This is a genomic window from Coleofasciculus sp. A1-SPW-01, from assembly GCF_040217205.1.
GTDB classification, from domain to species: Bacteria; Cyanobacteriota; Cyanobacteriia; order Cyanobacteriales; family Coleofasciculaceae; genus Coleofasciculus; species Coleofasciculus chthonoplastes_A.
In genome coordinates this window covers 1-17,516 of the sequence record NZ_JAVJNP010000201.1, presented here as the reverse complement: position 1 = coordinate 17,516, position 17,516 = coordinate 1, and the positions used below count along the sequence as shown (strand labels likewise).

The 17,516-nt window shown below is 47.6% G+C and carries 11 protein-coding genes; 5 read left to right on the top strand and 6 right to left on the bottom strand.

The genetic code is table 11. The features are described from left to right. Window positions 1–142 precede the first annotated feature (142 nt). The 3 genes from RH949_RS28615 (at window position 143) to RH949_RS28605 (ending at window position 2,765) form a co-directional block, all read left to right on the top strand. Window positions 143–877 (top strand): hypothetical protein, encoded by a 735-nt coding sequence (locus tag RH949_RS28615; RefSeq protein WP_006104787.1) that lies wholly within the window; start codon window positions 143–145, stop codon window positions 875–877. A 289-nt stretch (window positions 878–1,166) separates the two neighbouring features. After that, window positions 1,167–2,561 (top strand): DUF4231 domain-containing protein, encoded by a 1,395-nt coding sequence (locus tag RH949_RS28610; protein WP_446357954.1) that lies wholly within the window; start codon window positions 1,167–1,169, stop codon window positions 2,559–2,561. Between the two features lie 3 nt (window positions 2,562–2,564). Beyond that, window positions 2,565–2,765 carry a hypothetical protein gene (locus RH949_RS28605; protein ID WP_006104757.1) on the top strand — a complete coding sequence of 67 codons (201 nt, stop codon included), beginning with the start codon at window positions 2,565–2,567 and terminating at the stop codon, window positions 2,763–2,765. A 136-nt stretch (window positions 2,766–2,901) separates the two neighbouring features. On the opposite strand, the gene RH949_RS28600 is transcribed toward RH949_RS28605, so the two are convergent. Further along, window positions 2,902–5,526: a glycosyltransferase family 2 protein gene (locus RH949_RS28600; RefSeq protein WP_446357952.1), complete on the bottom strand. Its 2,625-nt coding sequence runs from the start codon at window positions 5,524–5,526 to the stop codon at window positions 2,902–2,904. A 104-nt stretch (window positions 5,527–5,630) separates the two neighbouring features. Continuing rightward, window positions 5,631–8,207: a cellulose biosynthesis cyclic di-GMP-binding regulatory protein BcsB gene (locus RH949_RS28595; protein ID WP_006104714.1), complete on the bottom strand. Its 2,577-nt coding sequence runs from the start codon at window positions 8,205–8,207 to the stop codon at window positions 5,631–5,633. Window positions 8,208–8,264: 57 nt separating this feature from the next. On the opposite strand from RH949_RS28595, the gene RH949_RS28590 reads away from it, so the two are divergent. Next, on the top strand, window positions 8,265–8,423 hold the full coding sequence (locus tag RH949_RS28590; RefSeq protein ID WP_006104679.1) for a hypothetical protein: 159 nt from the start codon (window positions 8,265–8,267) through the stop codon (window positions 8,421–8,423). 206 nt (window positions 8,424–8,629) lie between these two features. On the opposite strand, the gene RH949_RS28585 is transcribed toward RH949_RS28590, so the two are convergent. The 3 genes from RH949_RS28585 to RH949_RS28575 all read right to left on the bottom strand — a co-directional run bounded on the left by RH949_RS28585 (window position 8,630) and on the right by RH949_RS28575 (window position 15,647). Next, the gene (locus RH949_RS28585; RefSeq protein WP_446357949.1) at window positions 8,630–9,994 is read right to left on the bottom strand and encodes a glycosyl hydrolase family 8; all 1,365 of its coding nucleotides are present in this window, start codon (window positions 9,992–9,994) and stop codon (window positions 8,630–8,632) included. A 108-nt stretch (window positions 9,995–10,102) separates the two neighbouring features. Then, window positions 10,103–12,391, bottom strand: coding sequence for a tetratricopeptide repeat protein (locus RH949_RS28580; protein WP_006104746.1), 2,289 nt, complete (start codon window positions 12,389–12,391; stop codon window positions 10,103–10,105). A 115-nt stretch (window positions 12,392–12,506) separates the two neighbouring features. Continuing rightward, entirely contained in the window at window positions 12,507–15,647 is a 3,141-nt protein-coding gene (locus RH949_RS28575; RefSeq protein ID WP_446357947.1) for a hypothetical protein, read from the bottom strand. 1,028 nt (window positions 15,648–16,675) lie between these two features. On the opposite strand from RH949_RS28575, the gene RH949_RS28570 reads away from it, so the two are divergent. Then, window positions 16,676–17,275 (top strand): Uma2 family endonuclease, encoded by a 600-nt coding sequence (locus tag RH949_RS28570; protein ID WP_006104778.1) that lies wholly within the window; start codon window positions 16,676–16,678, stop codon window positions 17,273–17,275. Between the two features lie 37 nt (window positions 17,276–17,312). On the opposite strand, the gene RH949_RS28565 is transcribed toward RH949_RS28570, so the two are convergent. After that, window positions 17,313–17,516 (bottom strand): hypothetical protein (locus tag RH949_RS28565; protein WP_446357945.1); only part of this gene is annotated, 204 nt, incomplete at its 5' end.

Here is a 17,516-nt window from a genome sequence, read left to right as displayed (position 1 = left end):
CGTGAAGCTCAGGTTAAGCCGTGCACTGGAGTAACCTATCCTTGTTGCTCTTAAGGATTGACGTGGCTTAATCTTAAGATCATTGTCCTCGATGACATGGTTAAACTGATGGTTAAAATATTCTCTCTCTAGAGTCAATTCAATGAAAAACTCCTGTACTTTAACCTTTAACAATAACCTCTCCGCCCATGTTGTTCAAGTCCACAGTCCCACGGCGTTGGCGGCGGCGTTGCACCAGCTTGGTCTTGACCAACCCCGTCCTACCCTGGCGTTAGTGGGTGGAGCGAGTAAGATTAGTGAGTCTGACAAAAATGATTTGCGACGCATTTTTCTCGAAGTGATTGCGCCTCTGGCTGAACAACTGGGAGTGGTAGTTGTCGATGGGGGGACGGATGCGGGGATTATGCAATTTATTGGTCAAGCGCGGACAAGGATTCGTGGGACATTCCCATTACTTGGTGTCGCCGCGATTGGTACGGTTATACTTCCTGGTGTTAAAAGCATGAATGCTGATGCGGCGATGCTAGAGCCAAATCACACCCACTTTGTCTTAGTTCCAGGCTGCAATTGGGGAGATGAATCCCCCTGGTTATCTGAGATTGGTAGTCATTTAGCTAAGGGGTTACCTTCGGTTACGATTGTGGTGAATGGTGGTGAGATTACCTGGCAGGATGTGGCGCAAAGTGTGAAAGCCCAGCGACCTGCGATTGTCTTAGCCGGGAGTGGACGAACGGCTGATAAATTGGCAGCCGCGTTGCAGGGAGAGGTAACCGATGAACGAGCCACAGATTTAGTGGCATCGGGACTTTTGCACGCTATTGATGTGAGTAAAGATGCAGCAGCACTGGCTCATCTAATTGGGCAGATGCTTTCGTGACCTGCGGATGCGTTGCCCGGATAAATTGCCTCCAAATAAGGTGGGAAGAAGCGTTGACATTGATTCGGTGAAATCGGAGGTTTTAAAATAAGTGTAATTCGGAGATTGATGCTAATGTATTTTTTTTTATGACATAATAAAAATTAAGTTGATTGAGACGTATACCGCTGATCCGGTTTGAGTGTTGCATGAAGCGTTTGTTGCTCAAACTAAATTATTCATTGGGTCATTTCATAATGTCTTAAGCCCACCATTGTTATATAGACTCTTGCAGATCAAGGCATAGAACGTGGCAAAAAAGAACTCTTACAGTCAATATCTTAGGCAACACCTGAGTAACTTAATCGAGCAGACGGACTTGCCCCCCTTGAAAAAGGACTTTATGAAAGCCCGATGGTTGGATCAAGTGCTGTGGCTGGAAGGACGGGCAACCAAGGAACGCGATCGCCATAACTCTTTGAGGTTACTAACGATTATCGGCGGTGTTATTGTTCCCGCCATGGTGGGATTCAAAAGCCCGAATCCTAAGATCCAGGAAATTGTCGGATGGTCAGCGTTTGGGTTGAGTCAAGCGGTAGCCGTTTCCGCCGCCGTGGAAGAATTTTTCGCTCATGGGGAAAAATATAAGCAATTCCGCAATACAGCCGAAAATATGAAAATTGAGGGCTGGCAATTCCTGCAAATGGCGGGTCCCTACAGTCAGTTTGAATCCCACGAGGACGCTTATGCCACCTTTGCCTATCACGTTGAGCAGCTAATTCAGAAAGACGTGCAGGGTTTCGTCACTCAGTTTGAAGAAAAAGGACAGAGCCAAGAAAAGACAGCCGCAACCGTGGCTCAAAATGCCGAGTTAGCTCTGAGCAATATCAATGAGCAAATGGAGTATCAGGAGCAATTGCGGCGACTTGAAGCGGAGAAACGCCGCTTGCGAGAAGAGAAAGAGCGTTTGGAACATGAGCGTTTAGCGCCGCTGGAACCTGCGGAAAACAATGGGGAAGAGGTCCAGACTACCCCGGTTACTCTCGAAGACTTGCCCACCCTAGGTGCCGCTGCAATGCCTTGGTTTGAAGAAGACGAACCGGAAGAACCCAAAAAACAAGCATCGATGAATGGTCAAGGAAATAGTGAGCCAGCCAAACCCGCCGTACCCCAACTGATTACACCCGAACAAGCGGCAAAAATAATGGATTGTCCCCTAAGTGATAGCCAGAAATATTTACCGGGGGTACTGGAGGCGCTGCAAGACTATGACATTTTGGATAAGCAGGTGCTAATTGGTTTACTGGCAACGGTGCGAGTGGAAACCAACGGGTTTAAGCCCATTAATGAGTTTGGTGGACCAAAATATTTTACCAAACATTATGAAGGACGCCGTGATTTAGGGAATGTGAAGCCAGGGGATGGGGCGAAGTATCACGGTAGAGGCTACATTCAGATTACAGGGAGAGCCAATTATCGCACGTATGGGCAAAAATTGGGGGTGGATTTGGAGAATAATCCTGAATTAGCTCTAGACCCGGAAATTTCTGCTAAGATACTAGCTTGTTACTTCAAAGATAGAGGGGTCGCCACTGCCGCAAAAGTTGGAGATTGGCGTAAAGTCAGAAAATTGGTGAATGGCGGCTATAACGGTTGGGATGTTTTTTCTAAGTATGTTGAGAAAGGTAAGGCGGTAATTGGTTAAGGTATGGAACCCACAGAAGAAGTTTTTTTTCAAGTTCAGGAACTCAAGGAAGCGATTCAGGAACTGAAAGAGCAGATCAAAGAAATGCAATCGATAAATGAGGTACAGCAAGAGTCAATTACGTCTTTAATTGCTTTATCTCAGAAGCAAACCACGGTAATTGAGCAGCAAACCTCTGTGATTCAGCAATTGGTGAGTCGGTAAGAGAAAGATAAGTAGGTGGACATAATTAAAGTGAACGGTGGAGAACTCGCTTCGCGAGAAGCAAGCTACGTCATTCGTCATTTGTCATTTGTCAAAACCCTTGATAGTAGGGTGGGCATTGCCCACCCGCCTTAGCTTAATGCAATACTCTGACCAGCTCCTTAATTTTAGCCGCCTGCCGATCCTTGAATTGATCAGGGAAACTTAATTCTAGCGCAATTTTCTTCGGCGAAGAAGTACTGCTCTCCCCTGGAACCAGAATTTCTAATGAGAGAATTTGGGTTAAAAAGCGCTCCCGGGATTGGCTCATGGCGTCTTGACTTAACAGCAAGCCCACTAATGGTTTTTCTTGCTGCATTTTCTTTAAATTATCAGATTTAAGTAATTTAGCATTCGATGTAATAGAATCATCGAGTTCTAATCGCAAACTTGTCGCCCCAATTGCGGTCACTGTTGCCAAATAAAAGTCTCCTTCCCAAAACAATTGAGCTGAAGCTTGAACCCGTTTGCGGACTTTCCCTGACCCTTTATCTACCTTAAATTCCTGGAAGGCACGGAAAAGACCTGTAGCCAAAAATCCTAAGGACTGCAACGGTTTATCCACATATTCCCGTGTTTGTGAATACCATTCCTTCACGTCAGAATACGTCACCAAGGTTAAATTATCTCGCTGTGCTTGGGTGACATTAATAAACTTAACCGCCAATTCCATTTGATGCTCATTAACCGACTTTGCCACCACAATCTGAGCCTCCATAATTACCCTTGCGCCATAATCTCCCACTAATTCAACTTCAATTTCATCGGGTAAATTGGGTTGACCTTCAACTTCTAAGATCATTCGAGTTCCAGTTTCCGAAACATCTAGAGTCACGCCACTCCAACTTTTGTCATAGCTGTAAACAGTTGCCCCCAGCCGTCGCCGTAAGCGGTGGGCAGTGCGTTCTTGGGGTTGTTCAAAAGCAACCAGTAAGGCTGCCATTAATAGAACCATATTAAAGACACACCATAGGGCGTTAACCAAAACCGCTTCTGTATCCTCTGGACGCAGGATTAACCAAAAGGGAACTGACCCTAACGCCAGCAACACAAAAGCTGTTATACCTAAGAGACCCCGTACAGACTGCCAATCAAAGTTTGATAAACTAAATTCCCGTTTGACTAACGTCATGTCTTTGTCGGTGACGTTAAAGGAACCCAGATTGGGATTAATTAACGCCATCGTTGTCACATATCCCGCCTGGAATGCCATGACAAATTCAAAGATTTCATTCCAGAAGGAAAAGCGCACATGTTTATAGGTAATGTAGTTGGCATTAAGAGACAGGAGGATATGGGGAAGTGCATACGCCAAGGTTTCCAATCCCAAACCCTGAATCGGGTTGATTCTAAATAATAAGAATAGAGTCGGCGCGAGGGCATAGATGAGTCGGGGATAGCCGTAGAAGAAGTGAGACGTGGCACTGAAGTAACAAATCCGCTGCGGAATCGTCAAATTTAGCTTACGGTTGAACACCGGATTTTCAATCCGCAGAATCTGCGCCATACCTCGCGCCCACCGAACTTGCTGACCCACATACGAGGAAAAGTTCTCTGGGGCGAGACCCGCAATCATGATTTTGTCGTAATAAATTGACCTGTATCCCAGAGAATGGAGTCGGAATGCCGTGTGACAATCTTCAGTCACCGTTTCTGTGGCAATCCCGCCAACTTGTAGGGCATATTCTTTACGAATTACCGCTGCTGAACCACAGAAAAACGCCGCATTCCAAAAATCATTTCCTTTTTGCAGTACCTTATAAAATAACTCATTACCAACCGGGATTCTGCCATCTGTACGCAAATTTCGCTCAAAGGGATCGGGGTTAAAAAACCAGTGGGGTGTTTGCACAAATGCGACATTTTGATCAAAAAAGAAGCCGGCGGTATGTTTGAGAAAATCTCGCAGTGGAATATGGTCGCAGTCCAGAATCATTACCAAATCGCCCTTTGTGCGGCGAAACGCGGTATTAATATTCCCCGCCTTGGCATGTTCATTACTATCCCGCGTCATCATGATGCAGCCGACTTCCTCGCACATTTTCCGCAATCTTTCGCGACGGGCTTTGTATTTTTCGGCTCGACCATCATCTAAAACATACACCTTTTTTTTGTCTTCCGGATAGTCGATTGCCATGGCACCGATTGCCGTTTTGCGGACAATTTCCACGTCTTCGTTGTAGGTGGGAATATAGATGTCCACCTTGGGCCACTGGTCTTGCGGATATGCCGACAAATCGACAGGTTCACGGTCTTGAATATGCAGGGTTTGAACATACGCCAGAACGAGCGTCAGGATGGCATACAGTTCAGCGATCAACAACAGTACACAAAATAAGCCATTGATAAAGGTATCAAAATTGAGTGTATAGTTGAGGCGATAGTAGAGATAGCGGGCAGTGGTTACTAAACTCAACCAGACCAAAAATAAGTGGTAGTACTCACTAATTTGTTTGTCTGACACGCGGTTTTCCGCTCGTACAACCACTTGCCCGATCGCCAAAAGCAAAATGGCGACAACACCCTGCTGCCAAACCTTTAGTGGAGTAATCACCAAGGGAATCGAGATCACCAGCAGAAACAGAACCAGCCATTTCAAATGGCTTAAACCAATGGGTTCTAGTGAGCGATCAAAAAACCGAGGCAGAACATCAACTAGCCAGTCAGTGGCGAAGGGGCGTTGAGGACGAAATCGCTGGAATTTAGACGAAGACGAAGACATATTCAACGGTAGGGGTTAGTGAATAAGAAGGTAGAAGGCAGGGGGAGCTGGGGGAGCAGGGGGAGTTGGGGGAGCTGGGGAAGCTGGGGGAGAATGACTAATAACTAATGACTCTTTTGATCACTAAGCCGCTTGAGATAGAACTGAGAAATCCCGTACAGCAAAAGCGCGATCGCGAAAATGCCAGCCGGTAAAAAGAACCAGTTGTCTTGAATAAAGCGAGACACCTTACTCAACACTCCAGTATTTTCAATCCGACTGGTTGAGGGCGCACGTTCTAAGAATTCCAATGTGTAGGCATCCGGGTCATAGCTAGCCGTATCTTGCTGATTGCTGCTGATCAGTACCGTGTCGTCCTGGAGTTGGAAGAACCAGGGATCTTTGCTAATCACCTGCCGCACTCGTTCTAACCCATTCGCCGTCTGTGCGGTTAGCGCTAATAGCACCCGTTCCTTGTTATCTGGCGACATGATTTCCTTAATCATGCCTTCGTTATCCGGTAAGGCTTGAATGCTACCTTGATTCCACTGGCGAGAAAAAGCATCCTGCAAGCGGAAACCACTGCCATCAAACACCTCTGGGAAGGGAAATTGCTCTCTGGTACCAATTCCCACCAAATGGTGTCCCTCGCGGACTTCAGCAGGCAACGTTGTCGTTGTATAGGCATCCAGATTAACCGAATCTGCCTTACTCAGTCGTCCCAGACGTTCGCTAACCGTTAACAGCGTCAGCAAATCCGTATTACTTGGAGAATCCGGCACCACAATCGCGGTTCTGGACAAATCCTGGGGTGCAGCAAAGGGATAACCTTCCTGAAACAGTCCTAAATCGGGGAGTTGTACCGATTGTTGGCGGTTCAGGTTGAAGCTAGTGTCTGCATGGAGGGTTCCTGTCAATTGTTGGTCGGTGACTTTACCACATACACCCGGTTCTCTGGGATTGAGTCGGAATGCCACTTCCAGTTGGGAATCGGGCTTGATTAAATGGGGGGGCAAATCCACTTTTAATCGTTTTCGGGTAGCGCCGTCTTCTGAGGTCAATCGCGCCCCACCGATAAATGTGCCATCCAGTAGGACTTCTACCGCCGAGGTACGAGGATTGATTTGTGGACTATAGCTATAACGCAGGGTCATGGAACTCCCCCGCGTAAATTGGTCATCCGGCAAAGCGTGAAAATCAATTGGAATTGGGGGTGCCGCTGACCCACGTACCGTGATGTCTTCAAATGGATCACCGTTTTCTTTGGTTTTAATTTCGCTGAGGGTAAAGGAATTTTCTTCCGGTAAATAACCGGGCCAATTCCGGAGTGATGGTGTGTCTACCTCTTTGAGACTATCCACTAATACAGCTTGACCTGTACCAAATTTACGGCTGTCAGGCTGGACTAAAAACTGGGCAGCTTTGGCAACACCGTCAGCCCCATTGCCTGTCACCACTAAAACGGGAACCGCCCCATCTAAGGTGGTGGTCATCATTAAGATACCCACGTCACTGGGTAAAGCGACTTGGTTTCCATCTAAAATTTGGTTGCCACTGATGCTAAAGGGCAGATCCAAATCCGCTATGGCGGGTTGTTCGGCGGGTGTGCCAATAACGACCAACCGTTGACCCCACTCTATATCCTCTAAATCGTTAATGATTTCCGTATCAATGGGACGGAATTCTGCCATTCTGCCTAATGCAGCTTGAAAACGAGGGGCGGCGGTTAACCAAGTATCGTTAACCTTGGGCAGGAGATAAGCAATGCGATTGGTATCTAAACTGAGGTCGTCAAAGAAAGGATAGGGATAGCGGCTAAAGTTGAGCGGAATCGGTTGAGGCTGATATTCAAACTGTAATTCTGAATCCGGTAGTACTTCTGTCCAAAGCGTGGGGTCACCCGGATCGCTACATTCTTCGTCATTACTTTGTCGGGCGACAATTGTCAGTTCGTTATAGTCCTGAATCAGTCGAGATGGGACGTTGAAGAGGACGCTGCCAACTTCCGATTGTTGGCGGTTGAGGGGGACTGAACCCACACTCGTGCCATTCACTCGGACTGTGAGATTGGAGTCCTTGGCAATCAGGGCGGGTGAATGCTGGAAACGAATTAGGGCTTTAGCCCCTTGGATTTTCCAGCCTCGGGGACGGGTAAAGCCGAGTCGGGCTTCAGAATACACCCCTCGGAAGCGGAAGCGGTTGCCGACGATGGGAGAGCGATTGAATTGCAGGACGTACTCGCCTGTGGGTAGGGGTTCAGCCTCTGCCGTTTCTTCCTCGCGAGCAGGTGAGGAGGGTGCAGGAGAACGACGTGCGGGTGCAGGTTCTTCGGGTTCAGTTGATGTCGGCGCTGAACGAGTGGGCTGGCTCTGCGGCGGCGGTTGACTAGGTGCAGGCGTTGTTCGCTTGCGTGTTGGTGATGTGGATTTTTTCGGAGGAGCCGCCGGAGCGGGTTTGTAAACAGGTTCCTTTTGGGGCGTGGTGGGTAGGGTATATTCGCGAATTAACTGATCTTCCTGCTCTTGCAGGCTACTGTCGCTTTGAGCGACGGCAAAGTTGGTAGTGATCACTAGCCCGACGACTAAAACGCTACACAGAAGCAACAATCCGAGTCGCGTTCCTGTAGATACACGGGTGGAGCGCTGACGTCCGCGATGGGTGGAAGGATTTGGAGATTGGGAGTGACGAAACAGGCGTTTCATAGGAGAACTCTTACGGTTGATGGAAATGCCCAGTTAGTATTGCTTGGGAACTAAATTATGCGATTCCAACTATCTGGAATTTGGGGATGTTTACACAAGCCAATTTGTGCTGTTGGGTTTGGCTATCGCTCTACCCAACGGGCTTGTGCCAAACGGACAGGCTCCCCTAAACGATGGCAAGGGACATCATTTATCAACGGAACCCGCCCGAATTAGGACGGTTTGTAGATAGCATTCCCGCTTCAGTCCAACGAGTAACAGGTTGACTGAACCCGGTCATTTGTAGAAACGGTGGTGACATTTTTCTAGTCCTCTGAATCGGTATTCGACTCGATGCCACCCTGATATAAGATGCGATTATTCGTGCTTACGAATAAATTCTTAACGGTTTCAAGCCTTGACAGACGTTATCGACCTCTGTATCATTCCCTTATTGCGTTTCTGGAAAACTGCTGCTGGGATTGAAAAAATTGCGAATTCTTTACCAGGTCAGGTGATACTAGGGCGATCCAGGCTAGGTTTTGGGTATAGTAAGCAGATTCATCATCCCAAATTCCCTGATTGTATTGTGGTAGAAGTTTACGCTCCAATAGTTGTTCAGCTATAGCCGGATTGATTAAGCGCATAGCTGGGTAAAGCATGGCATATTGGGAGGTGGCATCGTATTTAACCAAAGATTCTCCATCGAGGTTAATTCGAGCAGGCAAGCGAGAGGACGATTGCCATTGATCTTCAAGGTATTGGGTTGCTGTTTCCAGATAATTTAACGCCTCCGTCGATTGAAACCATTCGGCATCCCAAGCGATTCGCCACCAGACGCGATACGCATCAAAGCTATAGACGCTTTTCAGTTTGCTTTGTGGGGGTATGGACTGAAATTGATTGGTCTGTAAATCCAAAGCAATCCAGTCACTCGGTAACCCAACCGCCGAAACTTCAGAGGAGTTTTCCAAGACGTAGTAGCTACTGTCGATCAAACTCAGCCAGTCTCGTTCGGGATCAACCTGAGCAAACAGGCGAAACGCATAAGGGGCGAGATAGGAGGGATTCAGATAAATAGTCGATGGCGACGGGACAAAGGCTTCCTTGGGTCCAGGAAGGAGATAACGTTTGCCATCGGGTCCAGCGATGGTGGAGTAGTCCCACAAATCGCGCAGCTTGATTCGCGCTAACTCTAAATATTCCGGGCGATCCCAGCGGCGGTATGCCCAAATTAATGCGGTAATCGCATCAATATCAGCATCGCTGGCAAAATTTCGATCAATGGCACCCCAATTACCCTCATCATCTTGACCCCACAGCCAAACCCAAAGATTGTCTTCAGGTTCGCCTGTTTCTGTGAGTCGATGCAGGTTATCTTCTGCCCACTCTAAGGTGAGGGCAAATGTGGTTGGGTCATTAATCAATACAGCCCTGAGCATAGCGTAGGCTTGTCCTTCTGAGGTGGAGCGATCGCTCGCTTCGTAGTCGATTACTCGTCCGTCCTCTTGAATGAATTGTTGTCTGTAGATGACCCAGCTTTGTTCGAGTATATCCTGGATAGGCGGCGATGGGGATAAAACGGGAAAATCAGCTACGGGGGAAGCCGTTACTGGAGAGGGAGAAGGGGAAACCGAGGCTTCCGGTGGTTCAGGTTCGGAGAATTTTATGGACACACAACTGGTGAGATTCAACAGCAGTAACATAGCGCTTATAGTCATGCTTGTAGTCAGCGCTTTAGCGCTTCTGGCACTAAAGTGCCTACTACGAACCCAGTGATTTGTCCTTTGTCCTTTGTCATTCGTCATTTGTCATTTGTCATTTGTCAGGGAATAGGGAATGGGGAATAGGGAATAAGGAATAGGTAAGGTAGAGTTTAGTTTTAACTTCCCCATCTCCCCCTACAGACACGCACACTAGAACCGTTCCCATGGGGGTTGAAATCCTCGTCGTTGTAAAAAGTCTTCCTGAATTTGTTGCATTTGATTTGATAATTCTGGATCTAACGTTCCTCCTTGTTGAAGTTGTTCGACTTGCATCGCTTCCAAATCCGCTAAAGCCTCAAGCTGATAGTCTTGAACTCGTTTCAGTCCAACCATCGCTTGACGAATTCCTTGATCATTCGGGTCAAGGGCTAAGGCTTGGGAATAAAGATTTCTGGCTTCATCCAATCGTCGTTGTTGAAATCGAACGCCAGCTAGGGCGGATAATGCCTCTTGATTAGCTGGTTGGGCGGATAAAATTAACTGATAGGCTTGTTCAGCGAGTTCTAAATCATCGATCGCTTGACCAATTTGTCCTTGTAAAAAGTAGTTGCGGATGTTGGTAGGATCGCGGGCGACTAATTGCGCGACTCTAACTCTGGCTTGTTCTGGACTGCGTTGGGCGATAAGCTGAATTGACCGGATTTGTACGGGCAAATTCGTGGGATCAAGCTGAAGCAGTCTGTTATAAAGTGCCTCCCGTTCCGGAGATGGCGGTAATGATCCCACCAACGTAAATAGTTCTGGCGGCGCATTGGTGGCGGGTTGAGTCTGGAGCCAGTAATTGAGAACCCCTTGGGCTTGGGATTCTGAAATTAGATCCGCTTGGTAGGCTAGGTTAGCACGGGCGAGTTGGAGTGTTGTGTCCTGGGGATTACGGGCGATTAACTGATCAAATACAGCCAGGGCTTCTGTGGGACGATTTTGTTGCAGCCGCACATTCGCCAGCCCTCGTATCGCCGCGTTGAGAATATCCCGTTCGGCTGGATTACTGGCAATTAAAGCCTGATAGCGCTGGGCGCTGGCTTCTAAGTTCCCTTCCCGACGCTCAATTTCTGCGGCTAACAACTGGGGGGCTAAGTCTTCCGCACCTGCGGGGGTAGCTGCATAAGCGGCTAACGCCTGTCTTGCTCCGGCGAGGTTATCGTTTTCCAATAAAATCTGGGCGATGCGGAAATTTAAGAAAGGAACGTTGACACCGGATTGGATGAGACTGGTGTAAATGGGTAATAATTCCGGTCCTGGGGGTTCAATCCCGGCTAAGGCTTGGGCGATGAGTTGGCGTTCATTGGGATCAGCCGGGAGCGGTTGCAGGGCGCTCAATAGACGGGCTTTGAGTTCGGCTTCGGAAATTAAACCGAGTTCCCGTTCTAAGGCGACTTGTTTGACTAAGAGAGTACGGTCATTAGGTTGTAAGCTTAAGAGTTGGCGATAGAGATTCAGAGCGGTTTGCTGTTGGTTGGGTAGCCCAGCAAATACATCAGCAATTTCCCGCAAGAGTTTGGGTTCGGGATTGGGGGTTTGATCCAGCGCCTGACGATACAAATTCGCGACTTGTTGGGTTAGGGCTTGGTTACCCGTTTGATTGCGAATCTCATTCAAGGCTCGTGCTAAGGGTAAAGTCGCATTGGGATTCCCTTGTAGGGGGGTTAAGACATTTAACGCTTCAGTTGGCTGTTGATTGGCGAGATAGGCTTGGGATAAAGCCGTTCGGGTGAAGATAGCTAATTGGGGATCAGAGAGGAGTTGGGGCGATCGCAGTTGTCCCTCCAGAATCTGGACAGCCGCCGCCGGATTCCCGGTTTCTTGTAAGGCGCGGGCGTAAGCCAGGGCAGGATACCCAGTAATTTGTCCTCCTGTGGCTAGGTAACGGTTAAACAGTTCCAATCCCCGTTCCGGGTTACCGCTATTGGTAAAGGTTTCCGCCGCCCCAAGCAGAATATTGGGCGAGGGATTTGCTTGGAGGACAATTTGATAATCCGCCAAAGCTTCAGCAAACCGTTGCTGAAAGCCATAGAGTTGGGCTCGCAAACCACGGGCTTCGATATCGTTGGGATTGAGATTCAGTAATGTAGTTAGTGCTTCAATCCCCTGAACCTGCCATTCGGAGCGATAAGTCCCAAATAGACCCACCGATTTTAAGGCTAATTCATTGGTGGGATCTTGTGCCAATACTTGTTGATAAGCATTCCAGGCTTGCTGAAGATTCCCCTGTCGTCGATGAGCGATCGCTAACCCTAACTTGGCATCCAAGGAATCCGGATAGCGCCGTACCGCTGCCTCAAATGCCGCGATCGCATCCTGAACTCGTCCTTGACTCAGCAGTGAAAAGGCTTGGCGAACGGCTGTGGGTACGGTTTGGGCATGAACAGCCGGGATGGTGTACACCATCGGTGTGCTAATGGCTAATCCAGCTAGTCCTAATCCAATGAGTTTAGTCATTTGTCATTCGTCATTTGTCATTTGTCATTTGCCTCATCTCCCCCGTCTTCCCCACCTCCCGATAACTGATAACTGATAACTGATAACTGATCACTGATCACTCCTCCTACTCTCTTCAATCTATAGGAATCACATCAAATTCGGTTTTCAAGCGCACACCGACATCGGTTTCGGAGAAGTTATTGCGTTGTTGGATGGTAAATCCTAGACGGAGATTGGGTAAAAATCGAAAATCATAGAATAGTTCTAAAACGTCGGGATCTTCTTCTCCTTGATTATTTGATAATTCCTGCCCATAGCCTAAACCTAGCCGATCATTTTGGGTAAATACATCCAAAAAGCTAACGCCAAAACTATAGGTCGTCGCGGCTTCGTCAATCTCTCGGTTGATATACCGACCATAGCGACCAAAGATGCCCATATTCCAATCGGGGATAAAGTATTCAGCATTGAGACCATACGCCTCTTCCCGATCATCTTCTTCCAATCCCACATTATTGTCCCCGCGTGCGATAGAGAAAATTTCGTTAAATCCTGTATCTGAACCCGCGTCGCGATCGGTGGCATAGGTGCCGCGAATAATGCCATTGCCATAGCGCAAACCCACTTCTCCAGCAAATCCATCTAAGGCAAAATCACCAATACTTCCCGACGATGAAAACGCCACCGCTTTCGCTTCAATATTGTCAGTTAATGTCCAATTGACTAAGAAGCCCGGACGGGAGGAAATTCCTGTGGCACTTAAGGCTGGATTGGTTTGAAAGACGGGATTAAAGAAATGGGTAACGCCATCTTTAGCAAAGCTATTGCGATCAAAGTAAGAGGTTAAGTCCAATTGACCGATAACAAAGCGTAAATTAGGCAAATCAGTAAACGGAGCGGTAGCAAAATAGAGTTCATTGATGTTTAATCCTTGGTTGGGAGAATCTGCCAAGCCACTATCTTCGCTAGTTAAATCTAATGTGGCAGCAAATAGCGCCTTGGGAGTTAGAGGATAGACGCCAGCCAACCGCGCCCTCGCCACAGAGGAGTCACCCTGCACCACATAAGTTCCTTGGAACTGTAAGGTGGGATCGCGCAATGCTGTACTGCGTAGCAGGGAAGATGGGGGTTGATTGGGCTGGGTTGGGTCAAACTCCTGAGCCGGAGTCGCCACTGGAGGGGGCAGGTTTGGGTTAGGAGTAACGGGTACAACGCCTGGATTGGGTGAGACAAAAGGAGACTGTGCGACTGAATTCGTCCCATTCAATGGATTGACATTGGGATTAACCTGTGGAGGTAATGCGGCTTGCGTTTGCGGCTGGGCGTAAACCTGTCCTACACCTGGGTTATAGCCGTTAAAACTTTGTGAATTTGGGTTAACGGGTGCGGGTAAAGGAGCTTGATTTTGCGGTAAATAGGAAACCTGTCCTATACCTGGGTTATAACCGTTGAAACCTTGTGAATTTGGGTTAACAGGTACAGGTAAAGGGGCTTGGTTTTGGGGTAAGGAATAAAATTGCCCTGCCCCTGGGTTATAACCGTTGAAACCTTGGGAATTGGGATTAACAGGTGCAGGTAAGATGGCTTGGTTTTGCGGTAGATAGGAAAACTGTCCTACACCTGGGTTATAGCCATTAAAATTTTGCGGATTTTGGTTAATTGGTACGGGTTGGACGGCTTGATTTTGGGGTAAGGAATAAAACTGTCCTGCACCGGGATTATAGGGATTAAACCCAACTGGAGTCTGAGTGGGTGGCATTGACCCAACTTGGGGCATTTGGGGAATGTAAGCAACCTGCCCCCCGCCAACGTTATAAGGATTTGCCCCCATCGGGACTCCCATGGGTTGTACTGGCACGAGGATAAAGGTTTGAGGCAGATAAGGAACTTGTCCCCCGGCTGGATTGTAGTTATTACCCCCTAGAGGCATTCCCATGGTTTGCACGGGAACCAAGATTACGGTTTGAGGCAGATAAGGAACTTGTCCCCCGGCGGGGTTGTAAGGATTGACTCCCCCAGGAAAGCCCTGAGTTGACACCGGAATAAAGTTAGGAGTTGGGGCAATATAAGAAGGTTGTCCTCCCGCTTGGTTGTAGGGATTGATACCTGCTGTCCCAGCACCGGGCATAGGGATAAGATTAGGCGTTTGGGTTCCATAAAGGGACTGTCCCCCAGGTTGGTTATAAGGATTGTTACCCATAGCCGCCCCAGTACCGGGCATAGGAATAACCGTAGGCGTTTGGGTTCCATAAAGGGACTGTCCCCAGGTTTGGGTATAGGAGTTGGGACTCATCGCCGCCCCAGTACCGGGCGTGGGGATGGTGTTGGGTGTTTGAGTAAAGGAAGAGGGCTGTCCCCAAGTTTGGCTGTAGGGATTCACGCCCTGGGGTTGCACATTCGGTGAAATGAGAGTGGGAAAGGCAGGAAGCTGTCCTGAGTTAGATCCCGTAGAACCCAGAGGAATAGAGTTTGTCGGTACAGGGAGGGGAGATGAATTTTGTAACAGAGTTGGAAGCTGCGCCACCTTTACGTCGAAGGTATCCCTAAACCGGACTGAGGTTTCAATGGCAAGGGGTTGGTTACAGGTGGTTGAATCGTGACAATTCTGATCAGAGGAAAATTCGGGAGTAAGAGAGTCTTCCTGAATCGTCAAGGGTTGGTGAGCAGAGTTTAAAGCTAGTTCTGATAAACCCGACTGAGTTGATAGACTGGCTTGAATTGGGGGATTGGGGATGGGGGAAGCAATACGGTTGGAATACGCTCTAGTTTCTACCGCTTCTGTTCTCCCTGTTCCCCGATCTTTTGCCCTATCGATGGGGGCGGGACTATTGTGGTTATTTTGTTGTTCCTCGTGTCTTGCTGGAACGGTTTGGTCAAGCGTTTCATAAGTTTTCGGCGCCATAGCATTGGGTTCAACGGCTACGACTGAAGGGTTAGAATTCAGGCTTGTCGATAGAGCCGTATCTCGTCTTGAGACATGCTCTACCCCTTGGGCAGAGACGGACGCTGGATTGGGATGTTGGTTTTGCTCAGAAGCCGATTTATGCAAGCGATCAGCTTGATTCAGAGATAATTGGAAATCACCGGACGGTTTTTCTTGTCCAATATCTTGCTGATTGGCGACTTCTGAGTCAGGTAGAGTCGCCTGAGCGGGTTTAATTTCAAGTAATCCTAGCGTCCAGAAAACGATAAGTGATCCAATACTAAGCAGATTAATCCATAGCAGCGGCTTAAGCAAGCCGAATCGTTGAGAATCAGGGACTATTAAGTTCATTACCGGAGTTCGTTTGACCGATTGATGTTTGCCCTGCACCCTGTCGCCACTTTAGCAAAGGAATTAGTCCTTGGCGATTCATATAACCTTGGTTGAATGAAGGTTGAATCTTGTCTTATAGATAATAGAGGATAGCCAGTGACGCTTTTTGGTTATAAACATCCACCTGCTTTAGCTAAAACCACTCGGTTACGTCTGAATTCCAGAAAATTGACAGGTCAATTTCCACCCTATTTTTTAGGATACTCTTGGCGCAACCGTTCACCTACGAACTAATCCTCACCTGGAAATTTTGCCGAGTCAATGATAGTTGACTAAACAATTCAAGGGAGTAAATTCGAGAAACGTTTAGCTGTAAATAGAACGGTTTGGGCAAAGCCTGAATCCGTCCCCTAGTAATTTCACTCAAAGGTACAAGGCATTGAGCGCCCGAAGCCTTGAGTGACTATTCCTGCGCTCGTTGCCGAAACAGCGATCGCGTTCTCATCAACCTCCTTTGATCAGATCAAAGGTTCAATCAGCTAACGGTGTTGGCGAGTGCAACACTATAACAGATGCAGATACTTTGACTTTACCGAATGGGTACTTATTTCGTAGACCGTATTTTCACGGATTTTTCGCTTGAAGAGCGAAAATTGCGCCCCTGACTCATTTATAGCTAATCTGGCGATAGACTCCCTCGGCTGTCGTTTTTCATTCAGCGCGGGATGAATCACCAGTCCCTATCTAGTTTAATGCGTCCGTTAAGAGAGCCTCCATAACCTTTGGGGAATTGGAGTGGCAAGTGAGCATTCCTCTACAACTACGCCTTAACTTCTCAGTTTTAACATATTGAAAGAATTTGCCAAGGGGAATCAGGGGATAAGGCTTTAGCCTGGGTGTAAGTATCTGAACTTACAATTCTGTTCACTTTACTAAGAAATGTCAACAAGCCTCAAACCCTTACTGTTGCCTGTTGCCTGTTGCCTGTTGCCTAATCTCCCATTGAATCGTTTTAGATTAGAGGTAATGATTCAAGAGGTCTGATTGTGGTCTTTGCTCAAACCAGTTCCCCAGATGTAGGAACAACTCGCCTCACGCTAGACGAGTATCGGGCGATGGAAGAAACCCACCCGGAACGTCATGAATACCGCAACGGAGAGATTATTACAATGTCGGGAGGTTCTGAAGCCCATAGTGCGATCGCTAGCAACTTATTAATTTACTTGGGGTTTTTGCTCAGAGATACCGATTTTCGTTTGTATAACAGCGACTTGCGAGTTTGGATTCCTGAATATCAGTGTGGGACTTATACTGATTTGATGGTGGTTAATGGCTTCCCAGAATTCAATGGTGAGCGCAATGATGAAATTCTCAATCCTTTCCTGATTGTCGAAGTTCTATCGCCTTCTACGGAAGCCTATGATCGAGGTGAAAAGTTCAGAAAATATCGTTCTCTTGCTAGTTTTTGTGAATATCTGCTGGTGAGCCAAGCTGAACCCTACATTGAGCAGTATCATAATCTTGAGCCTAGCAGTAATGATCGCTGGCTGTGGCAAGTGTACTCTAACCTTGAGCAGGTGATCGTCCTGCACAGTTTAAACATAGAAGTTCCCCTGTCTGAAATCTATCGTCGCATTAATTTTTAAGGGTTATTTCGGCGGACATGATATCAAACCCTTACACTTACAAAGGACGTAGCTTGCTTCTCGCTCTCGCGAGTTCTTCACCGTTCACGTTAATTAGGGCTTGCTGCACAAGACCGAAACCCTTGGCTACCAAAGCTTTGAGTAGCATGAACATTGGCTCATCTTCAAAGAAAAAGGATAAAACCCTTTCATACCTTTGCACCATTATCAGGGAAAATGTATCATTGCTTCCCCTGCTTCC